Source organism: Rahnella bruchi (assembly GCF_003614975.1).
Classification (GTDB): Bacteria; Pseudomonadota; Gammaproteobacteria; order Enterobacterales; family Enterobacteriaceae; genus Rahnella; species Rahnella bruchi.
Genome location: NZ_QZWI01000011.1, coordinates 118,043 through 138,646 on the forward strand (window position 1 = coordinate 118,043; position 20,604 = coordinate 138,646).

16 protein-coding genes are annotated in these 20,604 nt (G+C 53.2%); 3 read left to right on the forward strand and 13 right to left on the reverse strand.

The genetic code is table 11. The annotated features are described in order from the left end of the window. Nucleotides 1-49: 49 nt before the first annotated feature. The 12 genes from otsA to D5398_RS17900 all read right to left on the reverse strand — a co-directional run bounded on the left by otsA (nt 50) and on the right by D5398_RS17900 (nt 16,202). The gene (otsA, locus tag D5398_RS17845; protein ID WP_120508829.1) at nt 50-1,444 is read right to left on the reverse strand and encodes an alpha,alpha-trehalose-phosphate synthase; all 1,395 of its coding nucleotides are present in this window, start codon (nt 1,442-1,444) and stop codon (nt 50-52) included. Continuing rightward, entirely contained in the window at nt 1,441-2,235 is a 795-nt protein-coding gene (gene otsB, locus D5398_RS17850) for a trehalose-phosphatase (RefSeq protein ID WP_120508830.1), read from the reverse strand. The genes otsA and otsB overlap by 4 nt, the downstream gene beginning before the upstream one ends. 223 nt (nt 2,236-2,458) lie before the next feature. Beyond that, complete coding sequence (locus D5398_RS17855) at nt 2,459-2,818, reverse strand: DUF2493 domain-containing protein (protein WP_120508831.1); 360 nt, start codon at nt 2,816-2,818, stop codon at nt 2,459-2,461. A 48-nt stretch (nt 2,819-2,866) separates the two neighbouring features. After that, a complete protein-coding gene (locus tag D5398_RS17860) occupies nt 2,867-4,534 on the reverse strand; it encodes a Na/Pi cotransporter family protein (RefSeq protein ID WP_244216789.1) in 1,668 nt (555 codons plus the stop codon). A gap of 111 nt (nt 4,535-4,645) precedes the next feature. Continuing rightward, the gene (gene mgtA, locus D5398_RS17865) at nt 4,646-7,345 is read right to left on the reverse strand and encodes a magnesium-translocating P-type ATPase (protein ID WP_120508832.1); all 2,700 of its coding nucleotides are present in this window, start codon (nt 7,343-7,345) and stop codon (nt 4,646-4,648) included. A gap of 307 nt (nt 7,346-7,652) precedes the next feature. Beyond that, nucleotides 7,653-7,898 (reverse strand): hypothetical protein, encoded by a 246-nt coding sequence (locus D5398_RS17870; RefSeq protein ID WP_120508833.1) that lies wholly within the window; start codon nt 7,896-7,898, stop codon nt 7,653-7,655. Between the two features lie 325 nt (nt 7,899-8,223). Then, the gene (locus tag D5398_RS17875) at nt 8,224-9,453 is read right to left on the reverse strand and encodes a glycoside hydrolase family 5 protein (RefSeq protein ID WP_120508834.1); all 1,230 of its coding nucleotides are present in this window, start codon (nt 9,451-9,453) and stop codon (nt 8,224-8,226) included. Nucleotides 9,454-9,656: 203 nt separating this feature from the next. After that, nucleotides 9,657-10,337: an oligogalacturonate-specific porin KdgM family protein gene (locus D5398_RS17880; protein ID WP_120508835.1), complete on the reverse strand. Its 681-nt coding sequence runs from the start codon at nt 10,335-10,337 to the stop codon at nt 9,657-9,659. Nucleotides 10,338-10,405: 68 nt separating this feature from the next. Next, complete coding sequence (locus D5398_RS17885; protein ID WP_120508836.1) at nt 10,406-12,574, reverse strand: right-handed parallel beta-helix repeat-containing protein; 2,169 nt, start codon at nt 12,572-12,574, stop codon at nt 10,406-10,408. Nucleotides 12,575-12,662: 88 nt separating this feature from the next. After that, the gene (locus tag D5398_RS17890) at nt 12,663-14,228 is read right to left on the reverse strand and encodes an MFS transporter (RefSeq protein WP_120508837.1); all 1,566 of its coding nucleotides are present in this window, start codon (nt 14,226-14,228) and stop codon (nt 12,663-12,665) included. Nucleotides 14,229-14,624: 396 nt separating this feature from the next. Continuing rightward, the gene (locus D5398_RS17895) at nt 14,625-15,641 is read right to left on the reverse strand and encodes a VirK/YbjX family protein (protein WP_120508838.1); all 1,017 of its coding nucleotides are present in this window, start codon (nt 15,639-15,641) and stop codon (nt 14,625-14,627) included. Nucleotides 15,642-15,827: 186 nt separating this feature from the next. Then, nucleotides 15,828-16,202 carry a winged helix-turn-helix transcriptional regulator gene (locus D5398_RS17900; protein ID WP_120508839.1) on the reverse strand — a complete coding sequence of 125 codons (375 nt, stop codon included), beginning with the start codon at nt 16,200-16,202 and terminating at the stop codon, nt 15,828-15,830. A 147-nt stretch (nt 16,203-16,349) separates the two neighbouring features. Here D5398_RS17900 and D5398_RS17905 point away from each other — a divergent pair, with 147 nt between their 5' ends. Next, on the forward strand, nt 16,350-16,880 hold the full coding sequence (locus D5398_RS17905) for an NAD(P)H-dependent oxidoreductase (RefSeq protein ID WP_120508840.1): 531 nt from the start codon (nt 16,350-16,352) through the stop codon (nt 16,878-16,880). An 84-nt stretch (nt 16,881-16,964) separates the two neighbouring features. Here D5398_RS17905 and D5398_RS17910 read toward each other — a convergent pair whose 3' ends face one another. After that, nucleotides 16,965-18,047 (reverse strand): oxidoreductase, encoded by a 1,083-nt coding sequence (locus D5398_RS17910; protein WP_120508841.1) that lies wholly within the window; start codon nt 18,045-18,047, stop codon nt 16,965-16,967. A 221-nt stretch (nt 18,048-18,268) separates the two neighbouring features. Between D5398_RS17910 and D5398_RS17915 the strand changes: the two genes are divergently transcribed. Both D5398_RS17915 and D5398_RS17920 read left to right on the forward strand, forming a co-directional pair. Further along, on the forward strand, nt 18,269-19,345 hold the full coding sequence (locus D5398_RS17915) for a sugar ABC transporter substrate-binding protein (RefSeq protein WP_120508842.1): 1,077 nt from the start codon (nt 18,269-18,271) through the stop codon (nt 19,343-19,345). 9 nt (nt 19,346-19,354) lie between these two features. Continuing rightward, a complete protein-coding gene (locus D5398_RS17920; protein WP_120508843.1) occupies nt 19,355-20,602 on the forward strand; it encodes an LVIVD repeat-containing protein in 1,248 nt (415 codons plus the stop codon). The last annotated feature ends 2 nt before the right edge of the window (nt 20,603-20,604 follow it).

The following is a 20,604-nucleotide window of genomic DNA, read 5'->3' on the forward strand; positions in this document are numbered from 1 at the left end:
GCCTTTTGGTTTGAGGGCTTTAAACATTGAGACAGCGAACGACGGCGTTTTATTGCCGGCCGTGCAGCGTCAGATTGTGCAGATCGCGCAAATAGGTTTCACCCCAGTTCGCGATATCATTTTTAGTCAGCACGGCCATCATGTCGTTGTAACGCGCCTGACGTTCGGCCAGGGGCATGGTCAGGGCTTTATCCAGCGCCGCCGCCACGTCATCACGGTCATAAGGATTGACAATCAATGCTGACGTCAGTTCATTCGCCGCCCCTGCGAATTGCGAAAGTACCAGCACACCGGGGTCTGCCGGATCCTGTGCCGCGACATATTCTTTCGCCACCAGATTCATGCCGTCACGCAGCGGCGTCACCAGCCCGACATCGGTCAGGCGGAACAATTTCATCAGCAGACTGCGCTGGAAATGCTGATTGAGATAAAACAGCGGCGTCTGATTCATGCTGCCGTATTTACCGTTGATGCGCCCGACTTCGGTTTCCAGCTGATGACGCAGTTCCTGATACGCCTGCACATCGCCGCGCGAGGTCGGCGCAATCTGGGTATAACGCACTTTGCCGCGATGCTGCGGGAATTTTTCCAGCAACGCTTCAAAGGCCAGAAAACGCTCCGGCAGTCCTTTGGTGTAATCAAGACGTTCGCAGGAAATAATATTTTGCGCTTCGCGAAGTTCGCGTTCAATGGCCGCCATTTTCGGTGGCAGCGGCCCTTCCGCCATCTCTTTGATACTTTCTGGCGCAATGCTGATCGGATACACGCCGGTCGTAAACGTATTGCCAAACGCCTGATGCGTGCCGGAATCCGTCTGTTCCAGCGACGTCAGCTGACTCAGATTATCCAGAAACGCCTGACGGTCGCTTTCAGTCTGGAAACCGAGCAGATCGTATTCGCTCATCATTTTGATAAGCTCATCGTGCGTCGGTACGGCGTTGAAGATTTCCGGCGTCGGGAACGGAATATGCAGGAAGAAACCGATGCGGTTTTTCACGCCCAGCTTGCGTAACGCGGCGGCGAATGGCAGCAGGTGGTAATCGTGGATCCACAGAATATCGTCGTCTTTAATCAGCGGCTGTAATCTTTTCGCCAGCAGGTCATTGACGCGACAGTAGCCGTCCCAGGCTTCACGCTGGAAATCGACCAGATCGGTGCGGTAATGCAGCGCTGGCCAGAGTACGGCATTGGAAAACTGGCAGTAATAGAGGTCGTAATCGTTCTGATCCAGCGGCACCGAGGCATAAGTGATGCCGTCATCTTCGACCACACTCAGCTCATCCTGGTCGTCTTCGCCGGAAATCTCGCTGATTTCGCCGTTCCAGCCAAACCACAGGCCGGAAGTATTTTTCAGTGCGTCAAGGATCCCCACGGCCAGCCCGCCTGCGGACTTCGACCCGTCAGGAATAGCAATACGGTTAGAAACAACAACCAGGCGGCTCATAATTCAGACTCCTTGTTAACAGTGAGTGTGTGACGTTGTAACGCATCTATCCAGCGGTAAACGTCGTGAACGGTTTTAACACGGTACTGCGCCAGGCTTGAACCTTCGCCAACTTTAACGGAAATGCCATTCATCGCGTTGACGACTTCAAAGCCCTTTTCGTCGGTCAGATCGTCACCGACAAACACCGGCACACGTCCTGCAAACGGCGGTTGCTGCATAAAATCATAAATCGCCGCGCCTTTGTCTTTGCCGCGCGGCTTGATTTCAATGACGCATTTCCCGGGCTGGAGCACCAGCTCAGGGTGTTTCGCCACCACCGATTCCGCCAGTTCGAGAACGTGCTGCTGATGGAGCATCGCCTGACGGTAATGCAGCGCGAAGGCCATTCCTTTGATTTCCAGCAACGTGCCGGGAAGTTTTTGCATCCCGGCGGCGAGCGTTTCTTCAACGTCTTTTGCCATCTGCGCCGGTAACGTCACGCGGTGAAATTGTCCCGCGCCATCGCGCATTTCTGCGCCGTGGACACCCGCTGCGGGCAGAATTAACGGCGTGACCAGCTGATCCAGTTGTTCAACCGGACGGCCGGAAATCAGCGCCAGCGCGCCGGAGGACGCAGCAAACAACGTCTGCAAATGCTGGCGGACGTCGGACGGAATGGTCACGGCGTCGGGCTCATCGCAGATTTCGGCGAGGGTGCCATCGACATCGAAAAAGAAGGCGTATTGTTGACTGTCCGGGTGCGGAAGTAGCGGTGTTTCGGAGGTGTTTTCCTGAATTTCTGAGGTCAAAGTAGTTCTCCTGCTGATAAGTTACGACACAACGCATCATTGCGCTGAAAACCTTCGGGCGTTTTCTTGTTTTTTATTTTCGAATTTCGAGTAAACAAATTTCGAATAAACAAATATAGCCCCTTATCAGAGCACCGGCGGGATTATCAGATTTATCCACAAGCCCGCCGGTGCCGGTCTGCATTGAAATAAACTTCAGAAACCCCCCGATAAAGTGACAATGTCACTCGTTAAGATATTGTCCGATATCAATCACTTTGATCCCCCTCCTGTTCGCCAGCGCAACACACTGCGCCGTGTCTTCTCCGCCTGAAAAAGCCAGCACCACATCCGGTCTGCTGTCTTCAAACATAAAGAAAATGCGGCGAATTTCCGCGTATTTACCGTGCAATGACCAGTTGGCCGGATAGCGCACGACGTGGACATTTACGCCGCGCGCCCAGCGTTCAATTATTCCCCCAAGCGACTGATGGCCGCCGTGAATAATCACGCTGACGGTTTGTGATTGAACATATAAATCCAGCACCCGTGTCACCGTATGTATATCGGCATAAAAGCGCCCTGCGCAAATCAGAACCCTCATCAGCTTCCCCTCTTTTTCTTCTTATGATGGCCATTTATTGTTGAGCATTCAGGCTTCTGCACCGGTTTCGTCGGTGATGATGTCTTCCTCACTCAGACGGTCAATCACCGGATAAGCGACGGCGGCGATGTGATGATGCACGCGCCGGTAATCGCGCAACACCCGCTGGAAGATATCCCCGGATTCCGCCCAGGCATTCTTATCGTCACGCAGCTTTCTGAAATGCTCGCGGCTGGCAGTGGCTTCTATCTGGCGCACGACTTCTTTACGCGCCACCAGCTGATGTGCAGCCGGTAAATCCTCGCCAAGGAATGCGGTGATCGCCAGACGCAGGCTCGTCAGGATTTCCGTGTGCAGCAGGCCGATATTTTGCAGCTCGAACTCGCTGAACAGCTCGCCACGGCGCGCACGGCGGGTCGCCAGCTGCGTCAGGCTGCTGGAAAGAATGTCGCCTGCGTGTTCAATGTTGATGACAAACATCAGGATCTCCTGCGCCCGGTCGGCATCGGAATCGCTTAGCCCTTCCTGCCCGATATCCGCCAGATACGCACGGATCGCCGCACTCAGCTCGTCGAGGGAGTGGTCGGCCTGACGGATTTCGCCAGCCTTCAGCGGATCCGGCGCGACAAACAGCGCACGCAGGCGCTCTAACATGACGTTGAGCATATCGGCAACGCGCAGCGATTCGCGCACGGAATTGGACAGCCCGATATAGGCAATACCCAGCCCCGCTTCGTCGAGATACATCGGCATTCCCGGATCTGCCGGCCGTTCTTCTTCCGGGAAAAAACGTTCCAGTGCGCGCGCCAGCGGGCCGGTCAAACCGATAAACATCACCGCAAGAATGGCGCTGAACGCAGTATGGAACATCACCACCAGCTGCGGCGTGGTCAGCGAAAGACCGGCAGCCAGTTTGCCCAGCAGCGGCATCAGCGCGAGTGCCACCACGCATCCCGCGCCACGCACCAGCAGATTCCCCAGCGGCAGACGGCGCGCTACCGCTGAACCGGCATTCAGCAGCGGCGGCAACGCCCCGCCGATATTTGCGCCCAGCACCAGCACCATCGCAGTGACCGGGGTCATCACGCCGGTAGCGGCAAGCGAGGCGATCAGCAAAATAACCGCCACGCTGGAATGACAAATCAGCGTGAGAATAATGGCGACCATTAGCGCAATCAGCGTATCGCCCTCCAGCCCCTGCATCACGGCGTGAAATACCGGCGTGGTTTCGATATGTCCCAGCGTGGCGCTGAGCATGCCGAGCCCCAGCAGCATCTGGCCGAGCCCTATCAGCGCGCAGCCCGCACTTTCAAAACCGGAATGGTCACGACGTTTGAACACCACGAACCCGCTCAGTATCAGCAAAGGAACGGCAATTTCGGTGTTGAAACTCATTAGCTGAACCACCAGCGTCGAGCCGATATTCGCGCCGAGCATAACCGCCAGCGCGGGTGCCAGACTCAGTGTTCCGGCGGCAGTAAATGAGGTCGCCATCAGGCTGACCGCAGTGCTGCTTTGCAACAGGCCGGTTATGCCGATACCGGCGAACAGCGCCATCCAGCGGTTGGTGAGATGTCGCCCCATCCAGTGACGCAGCGGTGTACCAAATCCGCGCTGGAGCGCAGTTGAAATCATGTGAGAACCCCACAGCAGCAGCGCAATGGCGCCTGCCAGATGGATAAGCAGTGTGGTTCCGGATTGAGTGGTCATAATCATAAGAGTGTCCCCTTTTTCAGGGTTGTTTTTGTGGTGTAAAAACCGTTACCAACAGCAAAGTCACGATAAAAGCAGGTGCCGCGATTAGCTGCGGCACCTGTGATCAGCGGATCAGAACCACTGTTTGAAGCGGCGGATATAGAAGGTCTTCATGCCCTGCGCCACGCAGCAGTAAGCGAGCAGCGTACCGGCCAGCCACGGGAAGTATTCCCACGGCAGCGCCTGCAAACCGACTACCGGACCGAGCGGCGAAAACGGCACGTAAATCCCAATCGCCATCACCAGACCGGTCATCAGCATCACCGGCCAGGCGGCGGTGCTCTGAATGAACGGAATTTTCTGGGTGCGCAGCATGTGAACCACCAGTGTCTGCGACAGCAAGCCTTCCACGAACCAGCCGGACTGGAACAGCGTCTGCATATGTTCACTGTTGGCGCTGAACACGTACCACATCAGCGCAAAAGTGGTCATATCGAAAATCGACGAGGTCGGGCCAATCCACACCATGAAACGACCGATGTTTTTAGCGTCCCACTTGCGCGGTTTTTTCAGGAACTCTTTGTCGATTTTGTCCCACGGCAGCGCCAGCTGGGAGATGTCGTACATCAGGTTTTGCAGCAGCAGTTGGATAGCCAGCATTGGCAGGAACGGAATAAACGCGCTGGCGACCAGTACCGAGAACACGTTGCCGAAGTTCGAGCTGGCGGTCATGTTCAGATACTTCATGATATTGCCGAACGTCTCGCGCCCTTTCAGCACGCCCTCTTCCAGCACCATCAGGCTTTTTTCGAGCAGGATGATATCGGCGGATTCCTTGGCGATATCGGTGCCGCTGTCGACGGAAATCCCGACGTCGGCATCGCGCAGCGCAGGCGCATCGTTAATCCCGTCCCCCAAAAATCCGACCGTATGCCCGTTGGCCTGCAAAGCTTTCAGTACGCGGGATTTTTGCAGCGGCGTGAGTTTCGCAAAGACCGTGCGCTCCTCGACCAGTTCACGCAGCGACACGTCATCCAGACGTTCAATCTGCGGCCCCAGCAGCGGCTCACCCGGCTCCAGCCCGACCTGACGGCAGATGCGGCTGGTCACCACCGCGTTATCGCCGGTGAGCACTTTCACGGTGACGCCGATATCGCGCATCGCGGCAATCGCCGGACCGGCAGTTTCTTTTGGCGGATCCAGGAAGGTCAGGAATCCGTGAATAATCAGGTCGTGCTCATCGGCAGTGCCATACTGCTTTTTGGTTTCTGCGCGACGGATTTCGCGGGTCGCGACCACCAGCACGCGGAAACCGTCTTTGTTGTACTCATTCGACATCGCCAGCAACGCATCGCGCCGCGCTTCGGTCAGTTCCACCACATTGTCGTTTTCGCTGATATGCGTGGAAATGCTCAGCATTTCTTCCACCGCGCCTTTACACACCAGCAGATGGTTTGCGTTGCGGTCTTTAACGACCACGGACAAACGACGGCGCACGAAATCGAACGGCATTTCATCGACCTTGCTGTAACCCTGTGGTTTCACAAAGCCTGGCGTGTTATCAGAAAACCAGATAACCGCCTGATCCATCAGATTTTTGATGCCGCTCTGGTGGTAGCTGTTCAGCCACGCCAGTTCCAGCACCGAGGCGTCTTTCTTGCCGTGCGTGTTGATATGGTGCTCAAGGATGATTTTATCCTGCGTCAGCGTGCCGGTTTTATCGGTACATAACACGTCCATTGCACCGAGGTTCTGGATAGCATTCAGGCGTTTCACCACCACCTTGCGCTTCGCCATTGCCATCGCACCTTTCGCCAGATTGGCGCTGACGATCATGGGCAGCATTTCAGGCGTCAGACCGACGGCAACCGCCACCGCGAACAGCAGCGCGTCCCACCACTCACCTTTCATGATGCCGTTGATCAGGAACACGACCGGCACCATCACCAGCATGAAGCGGATCAGCAACCAGCTGACGCTGTTCACGCCGCGGTCAAAGGCCGTCTGCGCGCGGGTGCCGACAATGGCTTTTGCCAGCGAACCGAAATAGGTGCGCGGGCCTGTGGCGACCACCACCGCTAATGCCGTGCCGCTGACTACATTGGTGCCCATAAAGCAGATGTTCGGGATATCCAGCAGATTCTCGTTTTCCGCCCCGCTTTCATCCGCTGATTTTTGGGCGACGTTGCCCAGCGTGTCGTACTTTTCGACCGGCAACGCTTCGCCGGTCAGCACGGCCTGACTGATAAACAGATCCCGCGATTCCAGCAGCCGGACATCCGCCGGGATCATATCCCCGGCATAAAGTTGCACGATGTCGCCCACCACCAGCTGGCGCATCGGGATCTCACACAGTTTGCCCTCTTTACCTGGTAGTTCACGACGTAACACGGTGGCCGTCGTGCGGACCATTGCTTTCAGCGCTTCGGCGGATTTGGCAGAGCGATATTCCTGCCAGAAACGCACCAGCCCGCTCAGACCGACCATCGCGCCGATGATATAAACCGACGTCAGATCGGTTTCTTCCCCCGCACGCAGCGGCAACCAGTAATCGGTAAAGAAGCTGATAATTGCCAGCACGGTGAGCACATAAATAAACGGATTATTGAAAGCTTTAACCAGCTGAACCAGCATGTGAGGCGGCTTGTCGTGAGCCACTTCGTTGTACCCTTGTTTTTCCAGACGCTGGGCCGCACTTTGATGCGTCAGGCCTTCGCGGCTCGAACTGACATTGATGAGGGTGACTTCCACCCCATTATTGGCTTCCTGAGCGGCGCGCATGGAGAGCGCCTGTTTTTTTCTTTCTGCGATGTTTTGGTTATGTGCAGTCATGGTGATGCTCCTGTCACCGGATAACGACCAGGTGAAATCCGCAGTCTGTTAATTTCAGACAGCAGGATCCCTTTACGTTATTTCAGTGATCGGTATTTAATTATTTTTTGCGCAGAATTCCCCGCCGTTTATTTTCCTTTAATTAAAAAGTGAATAAACAGAGTGAAATTGATTGTGTGTCTTTTAATGATGCATAACCGGCGGGTTTTTTTATTACGTCACTTTTTAGGGTGGCAATAATAAAAAGACAATTGCCATCAGGCATGCGTCAAGACGATGTTCAGCGCAGCGTAATGCTTGCGTTGAATCAGTGAAGGGAAACCCGACTTTGAGGTTCTTCGCTGTCAGAAACGATGCAGCGTTGTTCCAGCTGACCGGTGACAGGACTGACCCGCCACGTCGTGACGCGGTGATTCAGTTTGTTGATTTTAGAAGAAAAAACAGATGCAGAGTCTTTTTTGCGCGCAGCCAGCGTCCGGTCGCGGGACGGGCGGACACGCAAAGTGGATGTCACTGTTTTGACATCAGAAAAAAGGGTAGATTTGAACTTCATAACACACCTCGGGACCGTGACATTCAGGTTGAGGTGGGATTACACGAGAGCATCAGGCTCTGGCGAGGCACACCCAAACGATGAAATGATCACAATCGATTTTATGTTTACTGTTCCGGCGCGCTATTTCAGCGTCATCCGGCAAGCTACTGGTTACAGTGTCCATTAGTCTCTTATGTAAAGTTAATAAAGGCCGCTACTTCCGGCTCGTGCAATTTACCCAGAGCGCCTATTATTGTCAACCCGCAAAATCAGATTAAAACCGTTCGTTTATATTTGAGAGAGGTTAATTCCCAAATATAAACGAACCTCAATACCCTGTTATTTACTGGTGAGGTTTATTTGCCTCAAGGCGGCAACTGACAGGTTCAAATTCCGGTGTGGAATGACGTTTGAGCCGGTCAGGTTTTTTTTGTTCAATAGCCTGCCAGTAAGACCACGGAACTTTGCTTTTCCCCAGTTCGTAATCCATGGCATCCCAGCTGTCTTCACGGAAACTGTAAAACGCCCAATGCGCCTGATTTTTATCCAGCACAGTCAGCACGTCGTTGAGATACTGCCGGCAGCCATTGAGTAAACGGATGCACCCGAATTCCCCGGCAACCATCCGGTTGGACGGGATCCCCTGCTTTTTCGCCCAGTCAAAAGGCTGTTGAAGATAGTCTGCTACCCGCTGAGCGTTCCACATCCCCTTTTTGCCACCGAACGGCACGTCTCCCGGATACTGATAAGGTTTCGCGCGTTTCAGATTTGGCCCGCCCATGGCTTCGTAGGGCTCATACATGTGGAAGCTGTAAAGCACACGTTGATCCTCTGACGCTTTCGGCCAGTAAGCGAAACTGTCTGCGGCGGCATACCAGCCGCTGTCCAGCATTATGGGCGTCCGCGGATCCACTTCGCGGATGGCTTTAATGAGCATCTGATAAAATGCCGGAAGGTCACGTGCGGTGCCCTGATGTTGCTGATACCAGCGCTGCATGTCGGCAGCAGAAGCATGTTCCGCCAGCCCGCCCTGCTTCTCCGGCGCAGGCTCATTAATGAGGTTATAGGCGGCTACGCCGGGAGAATCTTTCAGTGCTTTAGCCAGATCATGCCAGAATGCCGCGCTCTGTTGCCAGTAGGTTTTGTCCTGCCAGAGCCGTCCGTCGAACTGATTATTGTTATTTTGCGACCAGCGCATTCCCGGTAACGATAAAGGCGTGATCACCACTTTCAGACCTGCGGTATGGGCACGGCCGAGGGCGGCCTTCAGCGTGGCCAGATCCTGCGGAACCAGTCCCTGATAATCGCTGGCATCACCGAGCAGAAAATCCCGCCCGGCGGGTTGCCATTTGTCATATGAAAGCCGCACCCAGGTTGCGCCATATCCGTGGAGTGCGGTGAAATAAGCGCTGTCAGGTGGCAGCCGGTTAAAGCTATTCCCGCCAAATTGTGGCATGTTCCAGAAAGCGATTTCATCTGAAGCGCGGACAGTGTTGACCGTCAGGATCGCGGGCAGCAGAAAGGCTAAGGAAAGTAACGCAGAGTGTTTTTTCAGCGAGGTGATAGCAGGCATAAATTCCGTTTCATCATAGGGGTTAATTATGTACAAGATTTCATCACTTGTATGAATGCCAAAGACTAACTGAACCTTGTCCAAACCACATCCGCAGTGAGCAGAATTTTGAACGGGCGCAAACTCTCAAAACGGGAAACGCCGGCCAAAGATGTGACCGGCGTGGAGTAATACTATGAGCCTGAGGGATCAGAAACTATCTGTCAGAAATTATATTGGATCCCTAAGCGGAAGCGTGTCTGTCTTTCATCGGTGGTTTTTCTGACCGACACATTGCCGATTTGCGCATAAGGAGTCCATTGTTTATTAATATTGTAGGCAACTTTCAGATCCTGCTCGTAATCCCATTTATCATTATCGTAAAGAATCTGATCGCTGTGCTTATAAATGTAGTTATATTCAAACCGCCAGTCGGCGACACGATAACCTAACCATATTTCACCACGGTTGGTCTTACGGTCATCGGTATTATCTTTGGTATATCGCGTATATTCATAACGGTAACGGGCGTTAAAATAGATGCCGCTGTCGAATGTATATCCCGCGGTTAAAAACGGTTTATAGATACTGCTGTCTGAACTGGATTCCAGTGTAAAACCTGGCTGGACAAACACCTTTGGCGTAATCTTGTACTGATAGCTTATAGTGCTCTCTGTACCATTATCTACCAGATTATTAAAAGGTTTATTAGGATTGTCTCCACCAGACTTCCATTTGGCTTCCAGCGAGAAACCAAATCCGTTGGCAAAACGGTGCGATACCATCGCGCGGTCTTTATGTTGTTTACTGTCGTCCAGCCATTCATGGCGAAGGTCAATCGTCACGGCGTGGCTGCTGGCGCTGGCCAGCAGTAAGCCGCAGAGTATCAGTCTGCACTTTTTCATTTTTATAAATCCCAGAGATATTGAGTAATATTATTTTAAATGGGTGTTTCTTTTTAACAGCGCTGCAATCATTTTTTCTTCAGAAAGTCAGCGTAATTAAATCCGCCGTCAGAAAGACGGGTTATCGGATCCGGCAGCCGCAAAGAAATAAAATCTCCGGGCTGAACTTCTATATTCTGTTTATTCACTGTTTTGTGGTTAGTATAAAAATAATTACTGTCATCCACATTGCCGGTGACGGCATCGTCATATTTCCCCGGCGAAGTGCGCAGGGAAAGATTGTCTTTGAAGGTGCCTTGCTTGTCTGCCGTAGTGTAAGGCGACGGGCGGAACAGGAAGTTGAAGCGTTTGTTGTCCACCGCGCGGTTACCTTCAACGCTGAGCGCGCCAGGGTTAAAGTTGTCGGTGAAACCGTCCATGCCGTTTTCGACTGCCACACTGTCTCGGATGACGTGTGCCACCGGTAATCCTTCGCCGCCGAGTTTGAAACCGTTGCTGCCGTTATGAACCGACAGGCTGTTTTCAATCGTCACGCTGCCGTTCGGACCGTCCTCAATCTTGTTGAATAAGTCAAAGCCGTCGTCGATGTTGTCGTGCGAATAGCAATTCACCAGCCGGTTACCTTCGCCGACGCGCATTTTTACCGCGAATCCGTCAGCGTTTTTGCGCCCCGGATCCTGATTCCCCCAGGATTCTGAATTACTGATCAGGTTATGGCTGGCCCACAGCGCCCGGCCTATACCGTCCGGTGAGGCGACCCAGATGCCGGTATCGTCGGCGTGATGCGCTTTCACGCGGTCGATATGGTTGTAGCTGCCGGCAATGTGGAAGCTTTTTTGCGTGACGGTAATCCCCTGAATATTCCAGAAGCTGGCGTCGAGTTTCAGCCCGTTAAACACCACGTTATCGCCCTGCGCGCGCAGCATTTTGGGGTTTTTCTCCGTGCCGCTGGCGGTGGCCGGTATCACGCCTGCCGGATATTCACCTTCCGCCAGCCACAACGTACCGCCCGGCGCTAACAAATTGACTGCGCTGGCGAAATCCAGCGGATGTTGTGCGGAACCGTCGTTACCGGCCTCACCCTGCGGCGACACGTGCAATTCATCGGGATTGCTGACCAGCGCCATTTTCAGCGGGAATTCCTGCATGACAGGTTTTCCGTTATCCGGCGTAAAGGTGAGCTGCAACGGTGTGACCGGATGCTGCGCGTGGAATGGCACGGTGACGACCTCGCCGCCGCGAACGGCGATCTGACGCAGCAAAGGCCTGCCATCCTGCTCAATCTGTAACCGGCCGTCGCCGTTAGTGCGCAACTGAATCACGCTGTCGCGCCGGGTGATCACCGGCGATGACATCATTTCAATGCGCGCATTCAGTGACGGTGTCACGTAAAGCCCTGAAGGCTGTGTATGCGCCTCATCCAGCGTCAGCCTGGCGTTTTCCACGGTGATACTGGCATTGCGTGACGCGAAAAACCCGATGTAGTAACCGGTTTTATCCAGCTGCGTTACGCGGTCAGCGCCCGGAACGGAATGGCTGACCCACTGGTCGCTGCCCTGCGGGGCGTAAGCGACATCAAAACCGCTGTCGGTTCGGGTCAGGCGCAGTGAAAAATGCGCGGGCGTGGTCAGCGGCTGATAACTTTCACGCATGATACTGATACCGGTATTTCCCCACGGTTGCTGCACGCCCTGACGGGCAATCAGCGCCAGCACTGGCGACTTATCACCGGTGGTTATTACGCTGTTCATCACCATGTTGGAAGCGGCCGGTAACTCTTCAATGCCGGGTTTGGTTACCGGTTCACGCGGCGTACCGAGAATGTCGCGTACCAGTAATCCCGCACCTTCCTGCCCTGCCGGTTTTGCGCCGTTTTCCGGCCCGAACTGGTTGAGGGTGAAATCAGCCTCAAGGCGGAAATTCACGTCAGCCGGTAATCGTGTATAGAAATAGGTCAGGCCATCGTGACTGTTACCGACCTTGCCGCCACGGCTTTCCAGCGTAAACGGCGTGGTGAGCAATGTGCCGGTTGCAGGTACGGGTTTCCCGTCTGCGAGCCGGGTTTCGTTCATACCGATTTTTTGTGGCAAAACGTTGGTGGCGAAATTGACGTCGGTTGACTGACCGAAAGTGATGCTGTGCCAGACCAGTTTGCTGACGTCGGGCAATGCAGCGGCGATGCTTTGTGCGCTCATTCCGAGGGAAAGCGCGGCAATAACAAATTTTGATGCCCGCATAATCGTTCTTATCCTGAAAACGTGAGGGGTCGCTGGCCGGTGTCCCGGCCAGTCGGTAAAGTGATAAAAAGCAGAGTTAAATCAGGGGTTACGGTTTTTGCGTGGCGCTGACCATCGGTTTAGAGGCGTCAACGTCCACAGCGGGAGTGTCGAAGATTTTGCGGCAGACTTTGCTGTTGCCCCAGCATTCTTCATACGGATAGCCGATCAGTTCTTCCATCACCGCACGAACGTCCGGCTGGATCTCGCTGATTGCCCCGCCCGCTTTGATACGCGCCACTTCGCCCAGCACCACTAAGTGCGTTTTGCGGTTCAGTTTCATCTGGTGACTGAAGACCATCGCCATCAGCGCCAGAGCAATTACGCCGATGAAGAACACCAGCGCAATCGCCGTCACCGCACTTTCAGGCTGAGTATGGGATTTAGACTGGAAACCGTAGAAGCTTAAAATCGCGCCCATCACAAAGACAATCACCGAGCGCATCAGCTTACCGGAGAAGGTCATTGCACCCGCGTAAATTCCCTCGCGGCGACGGCCGGTAAAGGCTTCATCAATATCCGCCAGGAAGGTGTAAACGGTCCACGGAATGTAATAGACGCCGCCGGTACCGATACCAAAGACCACGGTGATCGTCAGCATGGCGACGGTCGCATACTGCTGCGGCAGATGCAGCAAGTGCAGCAGGCTGTAGCAGGCGACCGAGAATACGACGATGCCGAGCGCCAGAATGTAAGGCTTGCTGAAGCCGTGTTTCACACAAATTCCGATGAAAATGGCGGTAGAGAACAGTTGCAGGATTGAGTTCAGACTGCTCAGCCCGGCGACCATTGTCGGATCATATTGCAGCACGAAGATAATGAAATAGGTGAATACTGAGGCGAACAGCCATTCCGCGCCGAAACCGCACAGATACATCCCCAGATGTTTACGGAATACGCGCAGGTGGAAGGTAGATTTCATGTCGCGCACCAGCGTCAGCATGGTTTTACCCAGCGTCATTTTCTTCTCATCCACCGGCGTGGTTTCTTCCACCGGACGTTCCCAGGAAGAAAGATATAACAGACCGATGGCGATACACAGGATCACGCCGTAGGTCAGCGCGGTAAAGAAGAACGGCTGCGCGGAATCTTTGCCGTAAATCAGGATGAACTGACCAGGAATGAACGCCGCCAGAAAGTTCGCCACTTTGCCGAAAATCGCTTTGTAGCCGGTCAGTTTGGAACGGGCCGAAAAATCGGTGGTCATTTCGGTGGCCAGTGTTTCATAAGGCACCATCACCGAGGTGTAAATCAGTTCGAACAGCACATACGTGGAAAGGTAATACCAGAATCCGAAGCCTTCGACCCATAACAGCGGGTAGAACATCATCAGCGGTACGCCGAGCAGGATAAAGAATCGACGGCGTCCGAAACGTTTGCCGAGGCGCGTTTTGCCAAAATTATCAGAAAGATAACCCATCAGCGGATTACTGATAGCATCTATGATGCTGGCAACAGAGAAGATGGCCGATGCCTGTAACAGCGTCAGGCCGCAAAAGGTGGTGTAGAAATAGAGCAACCAAATACCGGCAATTGCCAGCGCCCCGCTGCCCAGTAAGTTCCCGCCGCCATACGCCAACTGGTGTCTGAAAAGAATTGGTTTTTCTGCGTTCATAGTATTCCCGCCCGAGAGTGTTTTAAAAATCTGAACCGGTGTTTCGATTTTATGGATATGGCGTTTTATATAGGCGGGGCGAATGAATAGATGTGAATTAGTTCACATTTGACACAGGAGTGGTCGAATGAACGGTCAGTTTTGAGATACGTGTAACAATATCATTCATAATTAATACACAATTTGCGCGACTATTGGGAATGAATTGGTTTGAAACCGAATGATTAGAAAACTATGGCCTATGAAACCGTGGGTTAAGTTCAGGCAGGATGAGAGTTTTAGACGGGAATTTTCCGTGAAGGTCATGCATCTGACGGGAGCCATTATGGCTATGGCGTTCAAATTCAGACAAATAAGGCCATTCCCTGGCCCTGGTGCCTGCTACAGCGAGTCGTTTTATTGCGCAGTGGCGTGCGGTCCGCTTTTCAGCAGCGTCGCGGTGCTTTCATGCAGTTCATCGAGCAGTGTATAACGCTTTCGATATTCAGAACGTTTCTTACTGGCAATCTCTTCCATCGGTTTGCGCGGCAACTCCAGCGGCACGTCGTACAGTGCAGAGGAATAGGGTGTGGCGCTGATGGAATCCCAGAATTCGTTATAGCTGGCGACAAACACGTTTTTCTTACGGTGACGGTAGCGCAGGCTGCGGAACACGTGGCCGGTATCGCTTACCGCCAGAATGCGCTGAACGCCGGTTTCAGCCGCGACGCGTTGCAGGGTTTCCAGCAGCAGGCGTTTCGGGAACAAACCGTAGCAGGATTTTGTTGCCTGCTTAATGACGTCATGTGGCGTTGAGCGGTGTGCGCCCTGGAATCCTCCAACGATCAGCGTCGGACCTTCCGGACGTTGCACAATGCTGAAGGTCAGCGCCGCCAGCAACGTATCTTCCATATACAAGAACATATTGGCTTCGCCTTCGCGCTCAGATTTACCGATTGACCCCAGCACCACGCTGAAAGCTTCGCCGTCTTTACCGGTGAACTGTGTAACGGTGTTGCCCTTTTCGCTGAGGAAGGTGTTACGCATCTGAACGTTTTCGAGGTTCCTCACAAACTCGTAGTGGTCGACCAGCGCGTCGGCGCGCCCGGCAGAAGGCAGACCGAGATACAGATAAGGTTTGTGAATTTTGCTCGGCAATTTAGTCTGCACGCTGAATGCTTCATGCCAGACCGGTTCGCTGGCCATTTTGTTAAGCACTTTCAGGGTATCGAGCGGATGCAACAACGTACGGACGGCGTATTTCACGCGGAACATGCGGTCGCGCCACAAGTTATCAGGCACACGTGCGCCGCTCAGCAGATCCATAAACAAGCTGAATCCGCTGCTTTTTTTGATTGTTTCTTCAGCGGCGATTTGTCCCGAGGAAAAGGTGCCGCTGAGGGATTCGGTTTCGTTAAGGGGTGAGTGTTCCATGATCGGTTTCCGCTGCCTGAAATAATCACGGTATCACCCGATTTTTAAACATCTTTACAACGTGGATTTAAAGAGAACCCAATTCAGCAGGAAAATGAAGAGCGTTTAGCTGCCGTTTAGTTTACACAATGCTTACGCTTTCTCCTTTATTCCTCCACAAATTTTTTTCTTATCTTTAGTAAGGGGTTACAGAGGATCATTGCTGTGAACAGTTCCCCACTCGCACATCATATCTAACACCGGGATCAGCGACTGGCCGCGCGCTGACAGGCTGTACTCCACCTTGGGCGGAATTTGCGGGTATTCATTTCTGATGATCAGGCCGTCACTTTCCAGCTCTTTCAGCGTCAGGCTGAGTGTTCTGAAGGAAATTTTCCCCAGACGGCGTTTGAGTTCATTGAAACGCACCACGGGCGTGGCGCCGGTCAGAGAATAGAGGATGACCATTTTATATTTTCCGCTGACCAGCGAAAGCGTGTAGGCAAATCCCGTATCTTCCTGAAGTACGCAGGCATTAACCGTTTCGTTTATAACCGTTTCATTTATAACTTCTTCGTTCATGACACTATCCTTTTGTATAGTACATATCACAAATGACAGTATTGTACTTTAAATTAAAGCTGCCTATGATGCAAACATCAACGGGACATGACCTTATTTATTTAACGATTCAAATTACGATTCATATAAAAATTGAGAGGCTTTTACTTGAAAACGCTCATTATCGTTACGCATCCAAATATCAATAACTCCGTGGCCAATAAAAGGTGGGTAGAGGAATTAGAAAAACACCCTGACTTATTTACCGTGCATCAGATTTATCAGGCTTATCCTGACGGCGTAATTGATGTTCAGAAGGAACAGCAGTTAATTGAGCAGCATGACAATATTGTGCTGCAATTTCCGGTGTACTGGTTTAACTGTCCACCGCTGCTGAAACAATGGCTGGATGAAGTATTTACCTACGGCTGGGCATACGGCTCCGCCAGCGGGCACAAGCTCAGAGGGCGCAAGTTTGCAGTGGCCGTCAGCGCTGGGGTTAAGGAAGTGGATTGTGCCCCTGAAGGACGTTATCTTCATTCCATGCAGGAAATACTTTTGCCTTTCCAAATGACCGCTAAATATGTTGAGGCCAATTATCTGCCATTCTATGCTTTCTATGGTGCAGAGTTTGATATTGTGCCGGAGGAATTAGAACGCAGTGCTAAAGGCTATATTGATTATCTTCAGTCTTTTTAAATAATCCGGTCGTTAAGTCAAAAGATAAAGAAAAACCCGGCGCATGCCGGGTTATGTTTATGAATATAATAAAATAGCGGATGACTATTTATTCTCGACAAATTCAAATGCCAGACGCAGCTGTTCCGCATTCGGATTTCCCGGCAACAAATGGATGGATTCTCCGGCTTGTAATGTGCGTTCAATCAGGCGCGACATCTGTTGCCCGTCGTGAATATCCACCTGCAATTGCGCCAGACTGACCGGCAAGTCCAGCACTTTATACAATGCGGTCAGTTGCTGTACGACTTCAGGCTGATTGAGCAACGCGCTTTGCACCAGAATGCCATACGCCACTTTTGTGCCGTGCAGGAAGGCATCGGTTTGCGGCAAAGCGGTCAGGCCGTTGTGAACTGAATGCGCCGCCGCGATACGCGTATAACGATCGCCCAGCCCACCGACTAAACCGCCACCCGCAATAATCGCGTCCAGCACGTTGAGGAACGACTGCGTCAGCTGGTTATCGTCCTGCGCCTGCAACGCTGCTTCGCTTTCATTAAGCAATACATCACGAATAGTCAGCGCGGTATTCAGGCCGAGTTGTACCGTTAATGGCAGTTTTTCCGGCTGCGGGCTGAGCACCACGGCTTCGTACCATTTCGCCAGCGTATCGCCGATGCCGGCCAGCAGATATTCTTTCGGCGCACGCAATATAATGCGCGGCTCGACCAGTACCAGATGGTTGGCGTCGTTGAAAATTTCATAGCGCAGCGCCTGCCCTTCGTCGTTGTACCAGACAGACAGCGGCGTCCAGGCTGCACAGGTCGCGGCAATGGTTGGGATCGCCACAACCGGTAAACCGAGGCGACGCGCCACCACTTTGGCGGTATCCAGCACAGCACCACCGCCGATGCCAATGACCACCAGACGGTCGTTCCCGCCGATATCGGCAATGCGCTGCACTTCGGTTTCGCTGCAATGCGCTTTAAACAGAACCCGCTTTGCCTGTGAAGCGGTAAAGGCTTCCGGCAGATAATCCTGTGCGGCCACTAAGGCGTGCTCGCCATAAATCCACAGCGCTTTATCCAGCTGCGCCGGTGTGTAGAAGTCGCTCAGCCGGTCGATGGCGCCGGGGAACGAAAAATAGTTAGCGGGGCCGGTTACCACGCGGATATCTGTCTCACTCATGGGGAAGTCCTTAATTTAGAAGCTGTTATCATCCTACGCCCGGACATCCGGATGGCTAATAATCTTTGGCATTAACTTATGCCTTTTCGTTCGTTGCCATTCATTCGCGGGTCATCAAAACTCGGGCAATCAATTCATTAACTCAATATAAGAGCCTGAACAAGGCCTGTCATGAATTGTCCTCTCGTTAAAATGATGATTAACCACACAGGGTAATAACCATGAAACTGTTTTCCTCGTCGTTACTGGCGTTAAGTTTGCTCTCCGTTTTTCCCTCTTTCACCGCCGTTGCCGCAGAGTCCGCGTCGGTTCCGAAAGCCATCAGTGAACATAAAGGCCCGGTGCGTATCGCGGTGATCCGCAATCTGGGCTCCGATGACAACACCACGCAGTTTGTGTCCGGTGCCATTCAGGAAGGCCGCAAACTGGGCTTTCAGGTAAATACCTTTCTCAGTAACGGCGATGACGCCAAATTCCAGGACTTCGTGAATCAGGCCATCAGCCAGAAATACGATGGCATCATTTTGTCGCAAGGGCGTGACCCTTATTCCACCGAATTGCTCAAGCGCATCACCGCCAGCGGCATTGCGGTGTCGGTATTTGATACCGCGGTCAACGGCGATATTCCCGGTGTAACCGTGACCCAGCAGGACGACGCGTCTCTCACCGATCTTTCCGTCGGGCAGCTGATTAAAGATTTCAACGGCAAAGCCAATATCGTCAAACTTTGGGTCGCCGGTTTCCCGCCGATGGAACGCCGTCAGGATGCGTACAAAAAAATCTTAGCCGCCAATCCGGGTATTCATGAGCTGGAATCTGTCGGGGCGGTCTCTTCTGACGTTCAGGGGGATACCGCCAATAAAGTCGGCGCGCTGCTGGCGAAATACCCGAAAGGCAAAATCGATGCAATCTGGGGAACCTGGGACGCGTTCAGTCAGGGCGCGTACAAAGCCTTGCAGGAGAATGGCCGTACCGAGATCAAACTCTACAGCATTGATATTTCAAATCAGGATATCGGCCTGATGCGCGAGGCGAACAGCCCGTGGAAAGTCAGCGTGGCAGTCGATCCGAAACTGATTGGCGCGATCAACCTGCGTCTTGTCGCGAACAAAATTGCCGGTGAGAAAACGCCTGCCAGCTATGAATTTAAAGCGGCGGCCATTCCACAGGCGCTGCTGATCAGTAATCCGGATGCAGTCAACGTCGCATCACTGGCGAAAGTCATTCCAGGCTGGGGCAAATCTGATGATTTTATTGCGCCGTGGTTCGCCACCCTTGAAGCACAACACAAAAAATAAGGGCGGAAGATGACAACACACACTCTCCCGACGCCGGAATACAGCCGCAATATGCGGCTGATCGGCCACAGCGATCAGGGCGGCAAACCGGACGGCGTGCAGGTGATGGTTCACCGTGGTTATGCCTACATCGGCCATATGGTGTCGCAGGGCTTTTCTATTGTGGATGTGCGTGACCCGAAAAATCCGCGCGCCGCCGGTTTTATCTCTGCGCCGCCGGGCACATGGAACGTACATTTACAGGCGCACGACGATTTACTGCTGGTGATCAACGCGCGTGATTTGTTCGCCGACGTGCGTTTTGCTGATGAAAAAGTGTATTACACCCGTTCTGTCAGCGACACGGTCCAAGGCACGCAGCAGCGCGGCTGGAGCGCCGGTGTACGTATCTTCGATATTTCGGTGCCCGATCAACCAAAAGAGATCGGTTTTCTCGGGCTGGAAGGTATCGGCGTGCATCGCATCTGGTACGTCGGCGGGCGCTGGGCATACGTCTCTGCGCTGATTGACGGCTACAGCGATTACATTTTTCTGACTATCGATCTGGCTGACCCGCGCAATCCGCAGGTTGCCGGACGCTGGTGGTTGCCAGGCATGCACACCGCAGGCGGAGAAACACCGGACTGGCCGCAAGGCAAACGCTATGCACTGCATCACGCGATTATCAGCGGTGATACCGCTTACGCCAGCTGGCGCGATGGTGGTCTGACGCTGCTGGATATTAAGGATCGCAGCGCGCCGCAGCTGATTTCGCATCGTAACTGGAGCCCGCCTTTTGGCGGAGGTACGCATACTGCACTTCCGCTGCCGGACCGCGATTTGCTGGTCGTGCTCGATGAAGCAGTGCTGGATAATCAGGAAGATGGCGAGAAACTGATCTGGCTGTTCGATGTGCGCGAGCCGTCGAATCCGGTGAGTATTTCGACTTTCCCGCAGCCGGATGAACGGGATTACGTCAGCAAAGGCGCGCATTTCGGCCCGCATAATTTGCACGAAAACCGGCCCGGAAGCTTTGTCAGTTCGACGCTGATTTTCGCCACGTACCAGAATGCCGGAGTGCGCGCCTACGACATCAGCAATCCTTATCAGCCGAAAGAAACCGGAGCGCTGGTCCCTGCCGCGCCTGCCACCATGATGGATAAACGTCCGGGCAGACCGCAGGTGATCCAGTCCTGCGACGTGTTTGTCGACGCACAAGGGATTATCTACAGCACCGACTACAACGGCGGTTTATCGATTATCGAATATCTCGGCTGATG